Origin of the sequence: Paucilactobacillus nenjiangensis (assembly GCF_008632615.1) — a bacterium.
Lineage (GTDB): Bacteria > Bacillota > Bacilli > Lactobacillales > Lactobacillaceae > Paucilactobacillus > Paucilactobacillus nenjiangensis.
Window position 1 is genome coordinate 473,364 of sequence record NZ_CP043939.1, and the last position, 16,273, is coordinate 489,636.

Consider the following 16,273-nt stretch of genomic DNA (forward strand, 5'->3'; position numbering starts at 1 on the left):
GGATAAGCGGCATTTATTTGTATAAGCACTAGTTTGTCAATTCCATATCTAAGTGCGGGATATCGTCTTCTAAATAGACGTCAGATGTGGCAACGAAGCCAAATGATGCGTAAAATTTTTTAATATAATTTTGTGCACTAATTTTGATTGTTTGGTGGGGATACAGCTCGTGAATCGTTTCAATCGTTTTTGCTACAAGTTGGTGTCCTAGCTGTTGGTTACGAAACTCTTTGACTACCAATACTCGGCCAAAACTGAGATGTGTTCCGTCATCATGGGGGATGATTCTTGCATAGGCGACTAATTGCTCGCCCTCTGTTAAAATGACATGAATTGCGTCGATATCCTTATCATCAATTTCTGGATAAGGACAATTTTGTTCAACCACAAAAACGTCTACTCTGGCTTTCAAGATTGCGAGTAATTCTGAACTGCTTAATTCTTTGGTAGTTTTAATTTGCGTTGTTAAATTGTTCATTGACACGATTTATCCCTTCAGTGATTTTTGCATTAAAATATCGGTTTGTCGATTAGTGCCCATCCAAAATGAATGTGAACTAAATGGAACGAAGCCTAAGTGTTCATAAAAGTGCTGCGCGTTATTATTATGTTCCCAAACGCCCAGCCAAATTAACTTTTTATGTAATTGCTTGGCCTGCTGCTCTGCAAAGTAAATTAATTTTTTACCTAAACCAAATTTTTGGTAATTGCTGGTCAGATAAATTCGTTCCACCTCAAGTGCTTCACCGCCCATGTTTTCAGATTGGGCGTGATTAACATTTAGTTTTAAGTAACCAGCGATAGCCTCATCCACATACAAAAAATAAAAGTATGAATCTGGATTACGCAATTCGTTGGAGAGTGTTTTCAGATTATATGCGTCGTCCAAGTAATGCTGCAAGTTATCGGCTGTATTTTGTTGACCAAAGGTTGCGGTGAAGGTTTCAATTGAAATTGCTTGTAATTCATTTAGTTGATTGTGCCTAATTGGTTTAATTTTAAAGTCCATCTGTTCTCCTAATATTGACGATGATTGCCTTTTTTGACGAATTCCCAGTCAATGGCCACATTTTTTCTGACCCGAGTTAACAACCGTTCGAGTTGCTCTTGTTCTTGATTGGTGAAATCATGCAGGGCAACGCAAGTTGAGTAATTATTTTCCCTAATGACAGTTTGATAAGCCTCCAGTCCAGTTTGAGTGGGGTGCAGGTGTTTAATTTTTTTATTGGTTAAATCAGCTTTTTTTATGATGAAGCCGGTGGTCTCTAGTCGCTTAACGGCTCGAATGACGGTTGAACGATCAACCATGATTAGTTCACCTAATTGTTCTTGAATGATACCAGGGTTTTCACAGATTCTGGCCAAGTACAAGTATTGTCCTTTGGTCAAATTGAGTTGCCTAAATTCGATGTTACTGATTGAGTCCAAAGCTCGCGCAATCATACCAACTTCTCTAAGTACATCTGTCATGTGTTATTCCTCCATGAAATTATTATAGCTTAATTTTGATGTAAATGCATCAAAAAATAATGAAATAAAATACGACTCCATGGTGGAATCGTATTTTAACATGGCTATGAGATGAAGATTTGCACTGCTTTAACTATATTGTAGATAAATAAAACAAAAGAAACGATCGCTAAGATTCCAATCAGGATAATCGACAGCCAGCCCACATGAGCTGCGTTTCCTGTGAATAATCCGACTGACCCAATGAAAATAACACTAATCATTGTTAAAAGCGTTGGGATTAAATGTAGCCAGAAGGCCCTAATAGCGTGGTATCTCATTTCTGCACGGTCGCCGGCTAACAGCCAGACGATTAAAGGAAAAATGATTGGGAGAAATAAGATACTTAAGTAGCTAAAGCCATTGACGATTTTATATGATTGGTTGGTTTCCATGATAAAATCTCCTCTCAATTTGTATACCTTTATTTTACCAATATTATACGTCGTTGGGTATTAAAAAGCTCAAGGTAACAAAAATAAGAGGGGTTGAATGATTAATATAGGAACAATCATGTACGCCCAATCAGTGGATTTGATGGGAATCGTAGCGGCGTAGGTTCGTGTGGTATCTTCTACGTAGCCATGTGAAAGCATCGCCTGAGCTAGTTCATCAGACCAGTTCATTGCGATTAATAGTGCTTTGAAATATAACTTCGGTGACCAATATGATAAGGTAATCCCCCGCATCAAGGCCGCTTTTTGTAAGGTTAAGATGGTTGATTTCATCTTGGGTAAAACACCAAAGGCAGCTAAACTACCGTAAGCAAATTTTGATGGTAAATGAAGATTTTGTTCGAGTGAGCGTGCCAACTCTATTGGTGAATTGATCAACGTGAATGAAGTTCCAAGTAACACATAGGCAAACATCCGAGAGAATAGCACTAAGGCAAAGTGATAATCTTGTGCTGGTGTGAAAAATGCAATAGTGATACTGAGCGCTACTGCCGGAATCACTGGAATTAACAAAACAATACCAAGCGTCTTGAGCTTAATCTTATGTATCATCAAATATATTAAACAGACCGCGATTAACACACAGTTGGCGGTTAAGCTACGAGTAAATGAAATCTCAAAGGAAATCAAGATGATTAAGATTAATTTGAAACTAGGATTCATGAGACAGTCTCCACATAAGTTAGTTTTTGGTTGGCAAAGTTCAAATGGTAATCGACAAATTGATTTAAGCCGCTAAATTGGTGGCTAATCATCACAATCGTTTGTTGGTGTTCAGCACGATAAGCGTTTAGAATCGTCACAATTTGGTGGATTGAATCAATGTCCAGTCCTTTGAGTGGCTCGTCTAATAAGAGAACTTCAGGTTCGACAATTATCATTAATAAAATTTGTAATTTCTTCTTTTGCCCTTCGCTTAGGGTGTAAACTACTTGATCTAATAATTCATTTAAATTCAATTGGGTTAAACACGAGGTAATCATGGCATCATTGAAGTAATCTGACTTACGGTGTTGCTTGCTGAGTTCAATTTCTTCACGCATGGTGACAGTCAAGAACTGATTTTCTGAGTCTTGAAAAATTAGTGCAACTTCTCGGGCGTATTTTTTGGCCTTAATTTTTTGAATATTGGTTTGATTCATTTGAATTTCGCCTGAAAACTTCATCAATTTGGCCATTGATAGGAAGAGGGTTGATTTACCAATTCCGTTTTCACCCGTAATCAGTGTGACTTTGCCACTAGGTATTTGTAATGATGACTGTGACAATAGCGCATGTTGCTGGATTTGAATCTGTAATTCGTCGAAATTAAAGGCAACTTCAAGGTTAGCGATGGGTAAAGTCGAAGTGATGGCAGGAACTTGTTTTTCAAAGTCAGTCAGTAATTGCAGTCCATCTTCACGAGAAAGCGTCTGAATCGTTTGATTATGAATCGTATAGACGTGATCCACGACCTGTTTATAACCTAACAAGTCATGATCTGCGATAATGATTGTCTTTTGTTGCTGGTCTCTAAGAGTAACGAGTTTGGCAATTAATTCAGCTCTAGATTGCGGATCAATACTGGCAAATGGTTCGTCCAATAAGATAATATCGCGGTTCATTGCAATCACGATGGCTAAGGCGACCTTTTGCTTTTCACCACCGGATAACGTGTTTAATTGACGATCAATCAATGATTCAATTTCACAAAATGCCAATGCTGCATTTATTTTAGCGGGCATTAGTTTTGGATCAATTCGCAAATTTTCTAACACAAATTCAAGTTCATGCCGAGGTGTATCCAAGGTGAATTGATGATTAGGATTTTGGAAAACCAAACCAACTTTCAACTGATTTGGAATTGAAAATACTCCATTTACGATTTCACCGCCAAATTCAGGCAACAGCCCGGTTAAAATTTTGAGCAAGGTGGATTTACCACTTCCTGATGGACCAACTAATAAAGAAAATTGACCAATTTCAAATTGGACATTGACGTCAGATAAAGTTGTCGAATTGGGTTGGTAATTGAAATTCAAATTTTGAATGTCGATGCTAGACATTTGAACCACCAAACTTCGCTAACATGTGGCTGCGGTCCAGAAGGGCTGTAATCATTTTGGTTAAGATGCCGCCAAAGAAGAAGATTGAGATAAAGCGAACGACGAAAAGCAATATGAGCATGCCAAAATGAAATTCAGCATAACCGTTTTTAAACATATCCCACGCAAAGGTGACAATCGTAGTTGTTAGGCATGATAGGCTCAGTGAGAACCAATTGTAAATTTTATAACCGGTTAAAGTGAAACCAAGTTCTGAAGCAATTCCTTGAATGGCACCGGAAATGAGGGTTGAAGCACCCCATTGGCCACCGAAGAACATTTCACCAACTGCCGCTAAAAATTCGCCTAGGAAACCAGCACCTGGTTTTCTAAGGATAAAGCCTGTCAGTGGACCGGCCATTACCCAAATTCCCATGTTAATGTCATTAGCCATTGGTGCTAAACCAACTGGTGTTAAGACGACTGTCAAAAAGTTATAAATAAAGTTAGTACTGATGAAAATGGCACCAAAGGCGATACCAATTAAAGTGATAAAAATAATGTCGCGAACGTGATAATGATTGCTTAGATTCATAATAGAACCCTCCAAAAGTGTATTATCAAATAACATTAGGAGTGTGTGAGTAACTAAATACTCCACACGTTTTAATCAATAACTATATAACTCGAAAGTCGAAAAAAGCGACCCTCCAATTTTAAAAGGAGAGTCGCTTAACAAATTTGTTAGTCGAGTTAAATATAGGTTATCTCCCTTCGCTGGTATTAACCAGAGCAGGTTCAATGGGTATATCTCAGCCAAGTGGGCACCCCAGATGTAATATTTGATTAATGCAAATATAACTTATTATCTCGCAGAAAGCAAATTAATGATTCTTGAAAAGTTTAGTTAAATAATCCATGAAGACACCGAGATAACGATCCTTATCAACGTTGACTGCAACTTTGACATTGGTAGTCGCATCATTTAAGCGGGCGTTATCCCCGATGGTCCGGCCATAATTGTTTTCGTCATAGGTTACTTTCATATTAAGATCGATTGTGTCGACAAATGAAGCGTCAAGCGCAACCCCAACGGCTAATGGATCATGAAGGGCACAGCCGGTTTTATCGATACCCAAATTGTAGTAGGCATCAATGTAAAAATCGGTGATATCAGCATAGGCTTTACCAGCTGTCGTGCCTAATTCACGCCAAGTTGAAGTTTCATTTTTCGTGAGTAATGTTCGTAATGTAACATCTAATCCAACCATCACAATGTTTAAATCACTACGCATTACACGGTCAGCGGCTTCAGCATCTTGGTTGATGTTAGCTTCGGCATATGGAGTCACGTTACCTTCAACGGTCAAGGCACCACCCATAAAGGTGACGTTGCCAATTAATTTGGCAATGGCCGGATCTTTAGCGAGTGCGGCGTCTAAGTTGGTCATTGGACCAGTTGGCACGAAAATTAAATCTTTGGTGTATTTGTGGGCGGCTTCAATCAAGAAGTCGACCGCCGTTTGTGATTCAACAGGGCGTTTGGCCTTTGGTAATTCAACTTCACCAATCCCATTGTTACCATGGATATCTTTACTTACTTGCATTACATCAAAATGATCAGTAGTACTTGAGTGACTAGCGCCGATAAAGACAGGTACGTCAGTTGCACCCAAAATTTCAAGTAGCTTTAAACTATTTTCAGCCGATTGTTCAACGAGACAATTGCCGTACGAACTCACGATACCAATCAAATCGACTTCTGGTGCAGCTAGTGCGTAAGCAATTGCTAAGGCATCATCAACACCAGTATCTAAATCAAGAATCATTTTTTTTGTAGCCATGTAAATCCCTCCGAGTTATTTAATGTAAGCCATTACATACTTCAATCATAAACAACTAACCTTGGAAAAACAAATTAAACTTTGATGAGTTTCTTTAATTGTCAAAATGATTTTGACATTGAAACAGTCAGTAGGTTAAGCTAGAAAATAACATTAGGAAGGTGCAAATTAAGATGAGTGAAGAAATTTATGATTTAACAATTATCGGCGGTGGGCCAGCAGGAATGTTTGCCAGTTTTTATGCCGGTTTGCGCGAAATGAAAGTGCAAGTAATCGAAAGCTTGGAACAATTTGGTGGCCAGGTGGACGCCTTATACCCAGAAAAACATATTTTGGATGTGGCCGGTTCAGTCAATATTCCAGGGCATGAATTGATTAGTAATTTAGAAGAACAAATGCGTTTAGTGAAAGTTGAAGCACGCTTGGGCGAGACGGTTGAAGATGTAATCAAGCAAGATGATCAATTCGAAATTGTCACTGATAAGCGGACAACTCATTCTAAAACAGTCATTATTGCGTTGGGCAATGGGGCATTCAATCCTCGCAAACTAGCCGTGGACGGTGCTGATGAACTCGAAAATAAGCATTTATTTTACTTTATTAAACAAAAAGAACATTTCCGCAACAAGCGAGTTTTAGTCGCTGGTGGTGGGGATGCTGCCTTAGATTTGACGATGATGCTGGAACCAGTGGCTAGTCAAGTTTATTTGATGCATCGCCGTGAAACTTTCCGTGGATTAGAACATATGGTGACGGCGATTGAGAAATCAAGCGTTCAACTAGAAGTACCCTATCTATTAAAGGACTTAAAACAAAACGCTGATGAATCATTAGAACTAACCATGAAGAAGATGAAATCTGATGATACCAAGCAATTAACGGTGGACGATATCGTTGTAAGCTATGGATTCACTTCGAACAACAAAGCGTTAACTGCTTGGTCACTCGATTTGGAATCAGAACGTCATGACATTAAGGTTGGTTCAGAAATGATGACTAATATTGACGGCGTTTATGCCATTGGGGATGGCGTGATTTATCCGGGAAAAGTTAAGTTAATTGCGACAGCATTTGGTGAAGGACCAACTGCAGTGACTGCAATTATGAATAAACTCTATCCAGATAAAAATTCGCAATTACACAGTACGGCCATGCATTTAGATCAAAAATAAAACAAACCATCATTCAATTTGCGAATGATGGTTTTAATTTGGCACAATTTAGTTTTGTGTATCATCTGGATTGGTAATCTTAATCCGGTTGGAATCTGTTGAAGCAGTATTTGCTTCTGGAGCATCGGTGAAGTATTCATCAACCGTACTCTTATTGTTATTTTTAGAGTAGACACTGGTTGATTTGGTGCCTAGTTTCTTTTCAATATTAATTGCTTTGTCGAGACCATCTGAATAGTTATATGAGGATGCATCCACGGACTTGAAGCCCTTTGGAGTGTAGAATCTCAATAAGTTCTTGGTATTCAGTGAATCAGACAATGACAATTCCTTGGAAACTTTCTTTTGATCTGCTTCCAGTCCTTTCTTTACTTTGCCAGTTGGCGTAATTTTCTTACCGGTACTATTATCGTAAATTACTCCCGAAATACTGGTGTAATTTGGAGTAATAAAGTCTTTATTTCTAAAGGCAACCACTTGATCATGGCCACTCGAGAAGAGGTCGGTCCCAAATTGAATGTATCGTTTGGAACTTATGCCTAACAAGTGCATCAAGGTTGGTAAGACATCAACTTCACCACCGTATGTGTGTGAAATGCCACCTTTGCCACCAGAATTTGGCACAAGGAACATTAATGGAACCCGTTGCATTTGGGCGTCATCGTAACTTGTCCAAGTATCAGAAGATTTACCTAGGACACTAGCTAACTTCTTATTTTCGGTGTCAGAAATGCCATAATGATCACCGTAAATTACAAACATTGAATTGTCATAGAGACCAGCCTTCTTCAAGTAGGTGAAGAATTCTTGTAATGATTGATCCAAATAGTGGGCGGTGACAAAGTAATTGTCGACTGAATCAGAGCCGGTATCAACCGTGGTAAAGTTACTATCTTTATCTTCATCGTCGAGCTCATAAGGGAAGTGATTCGTGACGGTAATGAACTTAGCATAAAATGGTTGTTGCAGTCTTTGTAAATATTGCACTGAATCATTGAACAACAATTTATCTTTGAGTCCATAACCAGTCGCTTTATCACCTGAAGTATCATAATAACTAGCGTCAAAGAAATATTGATAACCAAGATTCTTGTAAGTATTATTACGATTCCAGAAACTAGCCACGTTACCATGGAAGACAGCTGAAGTATAGCCAGCGCGTTGGTTTAAAATTGCGGGCGCTCCTTGGAAAGTATTATCACTACCTAAAGTAGCAAATAATGAACCTTGCGATAAACCATAGGTACTAGTTTCAAGCAGGTTTTCAGCGTCACTGGTTTTTCCTTGGCCCACTTGGTGAAAGAAATTATCAAAGGCATACGTATTGGAGCCGTGATAAATAGAATTGAGGAATGGAGTCACTTCTTGACCATTAATCTTTTTATCAATTAAGAATTGTTGGAAACTTTCCAAATGAATGACAAAGACATTGCGACCTTTAGCGATACCGTACATGCTTTTATTTGGCGAAGCATAATGCGAATCGGTGAAGTCTTTAACTTTTTCCAGTTCTGACTTCGTCGCGGTTTTTCGTAAATGATCGGTTTGACCGGTTTTCAAGGCGTCGTAAACAGTAAATGAATCGAGGCCTAAGTATTTGACCAAATAAGTTCGATCAAACGTCCGGGTTAATAATTGAGGACGGCTCATTTCTGCTAAACTCAAATTGACTCCAAAGGCTAACACTGCGATGGAAGTCATTGAAAATGCCAACCGATGATTGACAGCTCGTGGATCAAAGTGGATTTTACGCATCAGCATCATAATAACAATGATGACCACGTCCAACCAGTAAAAGACGTCGTGGAAATTAGTTAGGGATAACGAACTCCCACTCAGTCCTTGATTAACCTTTGAATAGCCGGTCATTGTGGCTACGGTCATAAAGTCGGTAAATTCACGATAGTAAATCACATTCATGTAAAGTAAGAATGAATTGATTAGGTATATCGCGCCGAGCACAGGGTAAAAGAAGCGTGATCGTTTAAAATATAATGCAATCCCTAGAGTTAACAGCGTAGTGGCAAACGGATTAATTAAGAGAATGATAAATTGAAAAACATCTTCGACTCCTAAATTAAAATCCATAAAGTACGCAAAAAGGGTTTTTAACCAAAAAAGAGCAACTAGAATTGAAAGTAAGCCAATTCTAGTGTCTTTTAGTTTGATAAGCTTCTTCATTCGGTGAATTCCTCACAATAATTTTATTCGGCCCAGATTCGGACATATTAATTATTGCTATTTTATCACAGTTTAGAATACTTAACCCAATTCACGAAATTTGTAACTAAATGTTAAGCCTTTGCTGTTTCAGGAACTGCCATCCAATCATATTGTAGCAACTGATGGAGTTTTTGATTGACGGGGATCCACAGTTCAGCATGCCAAATATCTTTTAGTGAAGGGAGAAATAACACGTCTTCGCGTTCAGATTGAGTGACGGGTACCAGTAAGTGTTGCCCATCTTGAGTGATAAAAGTAATCATTTTGTTGGTGAGTGCAATAATTTTAGCGGAAACGATAATGTTTGATTTTTGAATAGTATTTTCGATAACGGCCATGTTAGCCACCTGCTTTCTTCTTGATGCTTGTAATATTACTGTAACATTGTGAAGATTTTGTGGTGAATTAGTGATTAGTGGACTAAACTAAAGTTAAATAAATTTAAAAAGGAAGTTGTAAATATGACGAAATTAAATGTATACGCGGTAAGACACGGACAAACGTATTTCAATATTTATAATAAATTACAAGGATGGAGCAATTCACCATTGACCCAAAAGGGAATTGATGATGCCCATGACGCTGGGAAGCGAATGGCCCAAATTAAATTTGCTGCCGCTTATTCAAGTGATACCACCCGTGCTGAACAGACTGCTAAAGTCATCCTCGGTGAAAATCAAGTTAGTGCGGTGAAAGTGCCGGAGACACAACCATACTTTAGAGAGCAATTCTATGGTTCATTTGAAGGTACCAACATGGATGCGGCCTGGTACTCAACAGGAGCTCCTCATGGGGTTCCTACCTTTAAAGCCATTGTCGACAAATATTCGATTGGCAAAGCCAAAGATTTTATGAAAGAAGCTGATCCATTCCATCATGCTGAAAGTGATGACGAATATTGGCTGAGAATTAATAAAGGCATCGCGCTTATTAGAAGCAACGATACCTTAAAAGATGGAGATAATGTTTTATTGATTAGTCACGGTAATACTTTGTTGAGTTTAATGGAACGCTTTGGACAAGGAAAATTTGACTTGTCTGTACGTCCTGCAAACGGCAGCGTCACTAAACTCATCGTAACTGATGATGACGTGACGGTTGATTTTTATAATCAAACGGATTGATGAGCGAGGTTGTCTTCAATTTCTGCTCGACGTGGTTCCAGCCATTTTGGTAAGACTAGTGATTCGCCTAACGTTTCTAACGGCTCATCCACGGTAAATCCTGGGGTGACGGTGGCTAATTCAAGTCGGTTATCACTCGGGTCACGCAAGTAGATGCTTTTGAACCAAGTCCGGTCTTTGTAAACTTCTTGTTCCCACCCCTGGTCTGCTGCACGACTCCAAGCACTAAATAAATCGTCGTCAGTTGGGGATGCGAGGGCAAGATGATCTGTGCTCCCACGACCAAAGCGAGTGCGTTCGTCGGGTTGATTACTTTGAATTAATTGAATGAATTGATTTTGACCTACTTCAATACGATGATTTTGATCAATATTTAAGTTGAGATATTGCTTGAAAAAGTCTTCGGAAGCGGCAATGTCAGGACCAATCCAATCAGTCCCAATAATTTTGATAATTTGATTTTCAGCCGGTACCGGTGAGGTAGGAATGATTTGATTTCGTTGTAGTGATTCGTCAATTTCTTGGAGAGTAATTCGGAAGTCATCAGGATCGTTGAAACTAATACCATGTTTGGTAGCTTCAACTTCGATGTCTTGAGATTTAATCCAAGTGGTCCACCATGAGAGGGTGCCAGTGGGGATGCCCAAATAAACACCATAAATATCATGATTACCATTCACCCGTCGTCCTAAAAACGGCACAATGAAAAACGTAATAACCGTCCCAGGAGAACCTAAGTAATCACCGTAAAATAAGTGCACCATGTGAGGATTTTCTTGGTTAACGGTATATTTGACTTGTCGAAGCCCAAGCACTTGTGTGTAAAAATGCTGATTTGGTTTTGTTTTGGCAGCTAAACTAGAAATATGATGGATATCCATGAAGGTCACCTCGTTATTTTAATTAAATCTAGCTAAATTATAGGTTGAAAATACTTTTAATGCACTTAAAGTGTATTGAGCGAGTATAATGGTTGTATCGATTATTTTAAGTGAGGAACAAATTTTGGAAATTAGAGAAACAACGGATACTGAATCACAGATTTTTCATGATGCGATGAATATTCGACTGACCGTTTTTGTCAAAGAGCAAAACGTGCCAGAAGAACTAGAACGTGATGAATTTGATAATGTATCACACCATTTTGTTGGTTATCAAGATGGCCAGCCGGTCACAACTGTTCGCATTAAAAAAGAAGATCAAAACTGGCATGTTCAGCGAGTTGCGACAATGAAAGATGCTCGTGGTCATGGATATGCACAACAGTTGATGGAAGAAATTATAAAGCGAGCCAAACTTGAACCTGGAATTGATTATCTAGTATTAGGAGCGCAATTAACCGCCATATTGTTTTATGAAAAAGTTGGATTCAAAGCTGTAGGGCCTGAATTTACTGAAGCTGGAATCTTACATCGTGAAATGAAACTAGCCGTTAAATAGGAGTTAACTATGATAGTAGACGACATAATTCGAGAAATATATAATACTCAAAAATTCCAGTTTAAGATTGGTGAAATCAGCGAAATGGCAGGAGTATCAACTCGTCAATTGCGATATTGGGAAAAGCAAGGTTATTTAAAATCTAATGATCGTGCTGGTGAACAAAATGCCCGAGTGTTTAGTTTTAGAATGTACGTTAAATCACGGCTCATGAAAAATTATCTGGATGAAGGGTTCACTTTGGCTAAAGCCAATGAAAAAAGTAGCGCTTTGTTGGGTAAGATGGAGTGGATGCATAAATTTGCCACGTTAGCCCACGTTGGGTTAGAAGAAGTTGATGGTCAAAAAGCAGTTTATCTAGGGCTTCTAGATGATGATAAAAGCAAAAAACTATACGGGTTTATAGACGATGATGGAGTGCATTATCGGACAATCGGTTAATTATCTTAGCTTTTTCAGGTGAAAACGCTTATATTTATTATGTATTGTGATAAAATAGTTTAAAATTTTAAAAGTGAGGTTTTTTCCAGTGAGTGAATACAATGTAGCAATCGTCGGAGCCACAGGAGCTGTTGGTACCCGAATGATTCAAATGGTCGAAGAATCTAGTTTGAACGTCAAGTCAGTTAAAATGCTGGCATCATCACGGACAGCTGGGACCAAAGTTAAATTTAAGGGTAAGGATTATACCGTCGAAGAAACTACACCAGATTCATTCGAAGGAATTGATTTGGCCTTATTTTCTGCAGGAGGGTCAGTTTCTAAGAAATTTGCACCCGAAGCAGTTAAACGTGGGGCAGTAGTGGTTGATAATACTTCTGCTTTCCGAATGGATCCAGAAGTACCATTGGTAGTGCCTGAAGTGAACTCTGAAGCATTGCAAGATCATAATGGTATTATTGCTAATCCAAACTGTTCAACTATCCAAATGGTAATGTCACTGGAACCAATCCGTGAACGTTATGGATTGGCTCGAATTATTGTGACAACCCTTCAAGCCGTTTCTGGTGCTGGTAATCGCGCAATTCAAGAAACACTTGATGAAAGTCGCGATGTATTGGATGGCAAAAAGGTTACACCAAAAGTGTTGCCCGTTGCTGGCGATAAAAAGCACTATCAACAAGCATTTAATGTCTTGCCACAAATTGATGTCTTTGAAGACGATGGTTATACCCATGAAGAATGGAAAATGATTCATGAAACCAAAAAGATTATGTGTGAAGGCGATATGGATAGTGATGCAATTCAAGTGACTGCCACTTGTTCACGTGTGCCAGTACCAGTAGCTCATAGTGAATCGGTTTATTTTGAAGTATTAGATAAGAGTGCCACGGTAGAAGGAATTCATGAAGCTATCAGTAATTTTGATGGTGATATCTTAGAAGATGATCCAGCTAATCAAATTTATCCACAACCAATTAATGCTGAAGGTAAGCGCGAAACGTTTGTTGGACGGGTTCGTCCAGATTTAGAAAATAAAGGTTCATTCCACCTCTGGAATGTTTCTGATAATCTATTAAAGGGTGCCGCTTGGAATTCAGTTGAAATTGCTGAATATCTTGATAAGATGGACTTACTCAGGGTTCCTGGCTTTACTAAATAAATTGTTAATAACAAATCGAGTCCTCCGTTATTGGAAGACTCGATTTTTGAGTGCGCCCGGCATGGGCGCCAACTAGGTGGTGAAAGTCCACTGTGGGCCGTAGTAGTCGGAACCACTAGCCAAGGACAAGGGTGTCCACTGTGAAGTGGAATCTGAAGGAAGTCTGAGGAGCAAAATACCGCACCAATGAACAAGAAGTAGCTATAAGGCCAGAACTGATTGGATAAGATTGCTCAACAAATCGAAGTCCGATACTACTCAAAATCACGATGGTAAAGCTAATGGTGACATGGTATGAAAGTTGACGTTCTTACCCGGGGAGGCCTGATATACAAGTCCCGACAAGAAGAGCAATCAAGTTCTACAGGACAACTGTTTCAGTGATGGAATACTGAGTTTATCAGGAGTCAGCCGAGGCCATAGTAGTGACTTCGTCACGAAGGGCTGAACAGTAATAACTCACATTGATTATGGAGGTGGAATTTATGCGACGATCGCAGAAAACAGAAAACAAAGCTGACCACCAGTGGATGGTAGGTCTGGAAGACCAAGAACAAACTGGGGCGCGTAGGATGAATTCTAATGAAACAACGATGATGAGTGGCATTAAGTTTGAACAACGCGTGTTGGATCGAGATAACTTGAATCTGGCCTATCAACGGGTTGTGCGTAATAAAGGTGTCGCAGGCATCGACGGAATGACCATCGATGATCTGTTAGGTTATTTGAGAGTTCATAAAACTGAACTTATTCATCAGTTGAATGATGGGACGTACCGGCCGAAGGCGGTTAAACGGGTAGAAATACCCAAACCAAATGGTGGCGTGCGAAAATTAGGCGTGCCAACGGTAATTGACCGAATGATACAACAAGCAATCGCACAAGTGATGTCTCCGATTTTTGAACAAGTTTTCTCAAATAATAGTTTTGGTTTTCGACCTAATCGAAGTGCGCAAGATGCAATTAAACGAGTGGTATCGCTGTATAACGAGGGTTACCACGTCGTGGTTGATCTTGATTTAAAGGCATACTTCGATACAGTCAATCATGATTTACTGATCAAGTATATCGAACAATATATTGATGATCCTTGGTTGATTAAGCTAATTCGAAAGTTTTTGACTAGTGGTGTTATGACTGGTTCAACCTTCGAAGCGAGTGTCGTGGGAACCCCGCAAGGCGGACCACTGTCACCACTATTGGCGAATATCTATCTCAATGAGCTGGATAAAGTATTAACGGAACGAGGTCTCCACTTTGTCCGATATGCGGATGACTGCAATATTTACGTTAAGAGTAAACGAGCAGGTCACCGGGTACTTGAGAGTATTAGTAGATTTCTGGAAAAGGATCTTAAAGTAACCGTCAATCGTGACAAAAGTAAAGTCGGGTCACCATTGAGATTGAAATTTCTGGGATTCTCACTGAGAGTTGGTAGGGGTGGTGCTTTCTCAAGGCCGTCAAAACAATCCCAAATACGGGTCAAACAGGAACTCAAACGAATTACGAAACGCAATCGCGGAATTTCACTTGAACAAATGTTTATGGAAATCACACGAAAAATGCGCGGATGGATTCAATACTACTCATCTGGTAAGATGACAAACTTCTTGAAACGAATAGATCAGTGGCTACGGTCTAGAGTTCGACAATACATCTGGAAATCATGGAAGAAAATCAAAACGAAGATCACTAACCTGAAACGACTAGGTTTGAATCAGAATGATGCTCGGCTAGCTGCTTATACCCGCAAGGGTTACTGGCGCACAGCACATAGCAAAACACTACTTTATACGTTAACAAACGAAAAACTGGAACAACTTGGATTGATGAATCTCTCCAAGGTATTCCAGCCTATTCAAAATGCTTAAATTACTGAACCGCCGTATACGGAACCGTACGTACGGTGGTGTGAGAGGTCGGTAGCTGAACTAATCAACTGCCTCCTACTCGATTTTAATATTAGTTAATTATTTTGTAAGTACTCGTTGATTGAACGGTTTGGGGGCGCACTCTTATCCGAAACGTGTTCCCAATTCAAACTTCTCACTTAACTCACATAAGCAAATTACCAAGTGCAGGTAATCCGCTTATGTTTTGTTAATACTCGAAGTCTGACCGAATTGGCTCACACTCTTATTTTAGCAGTGGCATCACAATATTCGTCCATGCCCAACTGATGGGCATTATAACGACCATGGCGGGAATCATATCGGCAACGGGGAACATTTTAAGATTGAGAATCCGAAAACCAGTGGCGAGAATTAAGATACCACCGACCGCCTTGAAGTCTGCAATCATGTCTGGCGTAGTCAGTGGATAAATGAAGCCGGCTAAAAGAAACAGTAAAAAGAAAATAATAAAATTAGGCACTGAAATGGAACAGACGACAAACCCGAGACTGGCCGCAAAAATCATGGCGGTAAAGAAATCGAGGGCCGATTTAGCAATCAAAATCGATGGGTCGCCAGTCATACCTTCGTACAATGAACCATAAATTCCAGTTCCACTCGCACAAAAAAGCACCAATACGGTGACAAATGTTTGAATGAATTCAGCTTCACCAATCTTATTTTGACTATGAGGCATGATTTTATTCATCCCCTTTTGCATTTGCCCAGCACCCTTAGCAATCCAGTCACCAAAGTGAATAATCAGTCCAAATGCAGTCCCGATGATTAATGAAAAAATCACGGCCGGCATACTTTTCATTGGTGCGATTAAGTAAATTCCCATCGCTAATGAAGCTGAGCCGAAAATAGTTGTGAGTTGCGTTTTGAAGCTGTCGGACATTTTGCTTCCAAAAAATCCACCTAATAAGCCACCAATTAAGATGGACATTGAATTAAAAATAACACCTGTTGGCATATGATAAGTTC

The 16,273-nt window shown here is 39.4% G+C and carries 18 protein-coding genes and 1 riboswitch; of the genes, 6 read left to right on the forward strand and 12 right to left on the reverse strand.

The features are described from left to right. Positions 1-28 precede the first annotated feature (28 nt). The 8 genes from F0161_RS02365 to F0161_RS02400 form a co-directional block, all read right to left on the reverse strand. Positions 29-478 carry a GNAT family N-acetyltransferase gene (locus F0161_RS02365; protein WP_150203566.1) on the reverse strand — a complete coding sequence of 150 codons (450 nt, stop codon included), beginning with the start codon at positions 476-478 and terminating at the stop codon, positions 29-31. Positions 479-487: 9 nt separating this feature from the next. Beyond that, complete coding sequence (locus F0161_RS02370) at positions 488-1,009, reverse strand: GNAT family N-acetyltransferase (RefSeq protein WP_150203567.1); 522 nt, start codon at positions 1,007-1,009, stop codon at positions 488-490. A gap of 8 nt (positions 1,010-1,017) precedes the next feature. After that, complete coding sequence (locus F0161_RS02375; RefSeq protein ID WP_150203568.1) at positions 1,018-1,470, reverse strand: MarR family winged helix-turn-helix transcriptional regulator; 453 nt, start codon at positions 1,468-1,470, stop codon at positions 1,018-1,020. Positions 1,471-1,574: 104 nt separating this feature from the next. Next, positions 1,575-1,904 carry a DUF4870 domain-containing protein gene (locus F0161_RS02380; protein WP_137601450.1) on the reverse strand — a complete coding sequence of 110 codons (330 nt, stop codon included), beginning with the start codon at positions 1,902-1,904 and terminating at the stop codon, positions 1,575-1,577. 69 nt (positions 1,905-1,973) lie between these two features. Next, positions 1,974-2,627 carry an energy-coupling factor transporter transmembrane component T family protein gene (locus tag F0161_RS02385; RefSeq protein ID WP_137601449.1) on the reverse strand — a complete coding sequence of 218 codons (654 nt, stop codon included), beginning with the start codon at positions 2,625-2,627 and terminating at the stop codon, positions 1,974-1,976. Beyond that, entirely contained in the window at positions 2,624-4,009 is a 1,386-nt protein-coding gene (locus F0161_RS02390; RefSeq protein WP_150203569.1) for an ATP-binding cassette domain-containing protein, read from the reverse strand. The genes F0161_RS02385 and F0161_RS02390 overlap by 4 nt, the downstream gene beginning before the upstream one ends. Beyond that, a complete protein-coding gene (locus F0161_RS02395; protein ID WP_150203570.1) occupies positions 4,002-4,583 on the reverse strand; it encodes an ECF transporter S component in 582 nt (193 codons plus the stop codon). Before F0161_RS02395 ends, F0161_RS02390 begins: the two co-directional genes overlap by 8 nt. Before the next feature lie 157 nt (positions 4,584-4,740). Then, positions 4,741-4,830: riboswitch (TPP riboswitch) on the reverse strand. 42 nt (positions 4,831-4,872) lie between these two features. Further along, positions 4,873-5,832 carry a nucleoside hydrolase gene (locus F0161_RS02400; RefSeq protein ID WP_137601446.1) on the reverse strand — a complete coding sequence of 320 codons (960 nt, stop codon included), beginning with the start codon at positions 5,830-5,832 and terminating at the stop codon, positions 4,873-4,875. A 173-nt stretch (positions 5,833-6,005) separates the two neighbouring features. Between F0161_RS02400 and F0161_RS02405 the strand changes: the two genes are divergently transcribed. Beyond that, positions 6,006-7,004, forward strand: coding sequence for an NAD(P)/FAD-dependent oxidoreductase (locus tag F0161_RS02405; protein WP_150203571.1), 999 nt, complete (start codon positions 6,006-6,008; stop codon positions 7,002-7,004). Positions 7,005-7,052: 48 nt separating this feature from the next. On the opposite strand, the gene F0161_RS02410 is transcribed toward F0161_RS02405, so the two are convergent. Both F0161_RS02410 and F0161_RS02415 read right to left on the reverse strand, forming a co-directional pair. Then, complete coding sequence (locus F0161_RS02410; protein WP_150203572.1) at positions 7,053-9,185, reverse strand: LTA synthase family protein; 2,133 nt, start codon at positions 9,183-9,185, stop codon at positions 7,053-7,055. Between the two features lie 113 nt (positions 9,186-9,298). Further along, complete coding sequence (locus F0161_RS02415) at positions 9,299-9,565, reverse strand: hypothetical protein (protein WP_137601443.1); 267 nt, start codon at positions 9,563-9,565, stop codon at positions 9,299-9,301. Between the two features lie 123 nt (positions 9,566-9,688). On the opposite strand from F0161_RS02415, the gene F0161_RS02420 reads away from it, so the two are divergent. Next, the gene (locus F0161_RS02420; protein WP_150203573.1) at positions 9,689-10,351 is read left to right on the forward strand and encodes a histidine phosphatase family protein; all 663 of its coding nucleotides are present in this window, start codon (positions 9,689-9,691) and stop codon (positions 10,349-10,351) included. Here the strand turns inward: F0161_RS02420 and F0161_RS02425 are convergent. Next, entirely contained in the window at positions 10,339-11,232 is an 894-nt protein-coding gene (locus tag F0161_RS02425; protein ID WP_150203574.1) for a VOC family protein, read from the reverse strand. The two genes, F0161_RS02420 and F0161_RS02425, sit on opposite strands and share 13 nt — an antisense overlap. A 124-nt stretch (positions 11,233-11,356) precedes the next feature. Here F0161_RS02425 and F0161_RS02430 point away from each other — a divergent pair, with 124 nt between their 5' ends. The 4 genes from F0161_RS02430 to ltrA all read left to right on the forward strand — a co-directional run bounded on the left by F0161_RS02430 (position 11,357) and on the right by ltrA (position 15,265). After that, a complete protein-coding gene (locus F0161_RS02430; RefSeq protein ID WP_225423175.1) occupies positions 11,357-11,791 on the forward strand; it encodes a GNAT family N-acetyltransferase in 435 nt (144 codons plus the stop codon). A gap of 9 nt (positions 11,792-11,800) precedes the next feature. After that, entirely contained in the window at positions 11,801-12,232 is a 432-nt protein-coding gene (locus tag F0161_RS02435; protein ID WP_137601439.1) for a MerR family transcriptional regulator, read from the forward strand. 88 nt (positions 12,233-12,320) lie between these two features. After that, positions 12,321-13,394 (forward strand): aspartate-semialdehyde dehydrogenase, encoded by a 1,074-nt coding sequence (locus tag F0161_RS02440; protein ID WP_137601438.1) that lies wholly within the window; start codon positions 12,321-12,323, stop codon positions 13,392-13,394. 485 nt (positions 13,395-13,879) lie between these two features. Then, complete coding sequence (gene ltrA / locus F0161_RS02445) at positions 13,880-15,265, forward strand: group II intron reverse transcriptase/maturase (RefSeq protein WP_150204615.1); 1,386 nt, start codon at positions 13,880-13,882, stop codon at positions 15,263-15,265. Between the two features lie 265 nt (positions 15,266-15,530). Here ltrA and F0161_RS02450 read toward each other — a convergent pair whose 3' ends face one another. Further along, a complete protein-coding gene (locus F0161_RS02450; RefSeq protein ID WP_150203576.1) occupies positions 15,531-16,262 on the reverse strand; it encodes a DUF554 domain-containing protein in 732 nt (243 codons plus the stop codon). Positions 16,263-16,273: the final 11 nt, after the last annotated feature.

Bases quoted from the DNA above. Each gene is read 5' to 3' on its own strand.
- F0161_RS02365 (WP_150203566.1), bottom strand. From the start codon at position 478: ATGAACAATTTAACAACGCAAATTAAAACTACCAAAGAATTAAGCAGT.
- F0161_RS02370 (WP_150203567.1), bottom strand. From the start codon at position 1,009: ATGGACTTTAAAATTAAACCAATTAGGCACAATCAACTAAATGAATTA.
- F0161_RS02375 (WP_150203568.1), bottom strand. From the start codon at position 1,470: ATGACAGATGTACTTAGAGAAGTTGGTATGATTGCGCGAGCTTTGGAC.
- F0161_RS02380 (WP_137601450.1), bottom strand. From the start codon at position 1,904: ATGGAAACCAACCAATCATATAAAATCGTCAATGGCTTTAGCTACTTA.
- F0161_RS02385 (WP_137601449.1), bottom strand. From the start codon at position 2,627: ATGAATCCTAGTTTCAAATTAATCTTAATCATCTTGATTTCCTTTGAG.
- F0161_RS02390 (WP_150203569.1), bottom strand. From the start codon at position 4,009: ATGTCTAGCATCGACATTCAAAATTTGAATTTCAATTACCAACCCAAT.
- F0161_RS02395 (WP_150203570.1), bottom strand. From the start codon at position 4,583: ATGAATCTAAGCAATCATTATCACGTTCGCGACATTATTTTTATCACT.
- F0161_RS02400 (WP_137601446.1), bottom strand. From the start codon at position 5,832: ATGGCTACAAAAAAAATGATTCTTGATTTAGATACTGGTGTTGATGAT.
- F0161_RS02405 (WP_150203571.1), top strand. From the start codon at position 6,006: ATGAGTGAAGAAATTTATGATTTAACAATTATCGGCGGTGGGCCAGCA.
- F0161_RS02410 (WP_150203572.1), bottom strand. From the start codon at position 9,185: ATGAAGAAGCTTATCAAACTAAAAGACACTAGAATTGGCTTACTTTCA.
- F0161_RS02415 (WP_137601443.1), bottom strand. From the start codon at position 9,565: ATGGCCGTTATCGAAAATACTATTCAAAAATCAAACATTATCGTTTCC.
- F0161_RS02420 (WP_150203573.1), top strand. From the start codon at position 9,689: ATGACGAAATTAAATGTATACGCGGTAAGACACGGACAAACGTATTTC.
- F0161_RS02425 (WP_150203574.1), bottom strand. From the start codon at position 11,232: ATGGATATCCATCATATTTCTAGTTTAGCTGCCAAAACAAAACCAAAT.
- F0161_RS02435 (WP_137601439.1), top strand. From the start codon at position 11,801: ATGATAGTAGACGACATAATTCGAGAAATATATAATACTCAAAAATTC.
- ltrA (WP_150204615.1), top strand. From the start codon at position 13,880: ATGCGACGATCGCAGAAAACAGAAAACAAAGCTGACCACCAGTGGATG.
- F0161_RS02450 (WP_150203576.1), bottom strand. From the start codon at position 16,262: ATGCCAACAGGTGTTATTTTTAATTCAATGTCCATCTTAATTGGTGGC.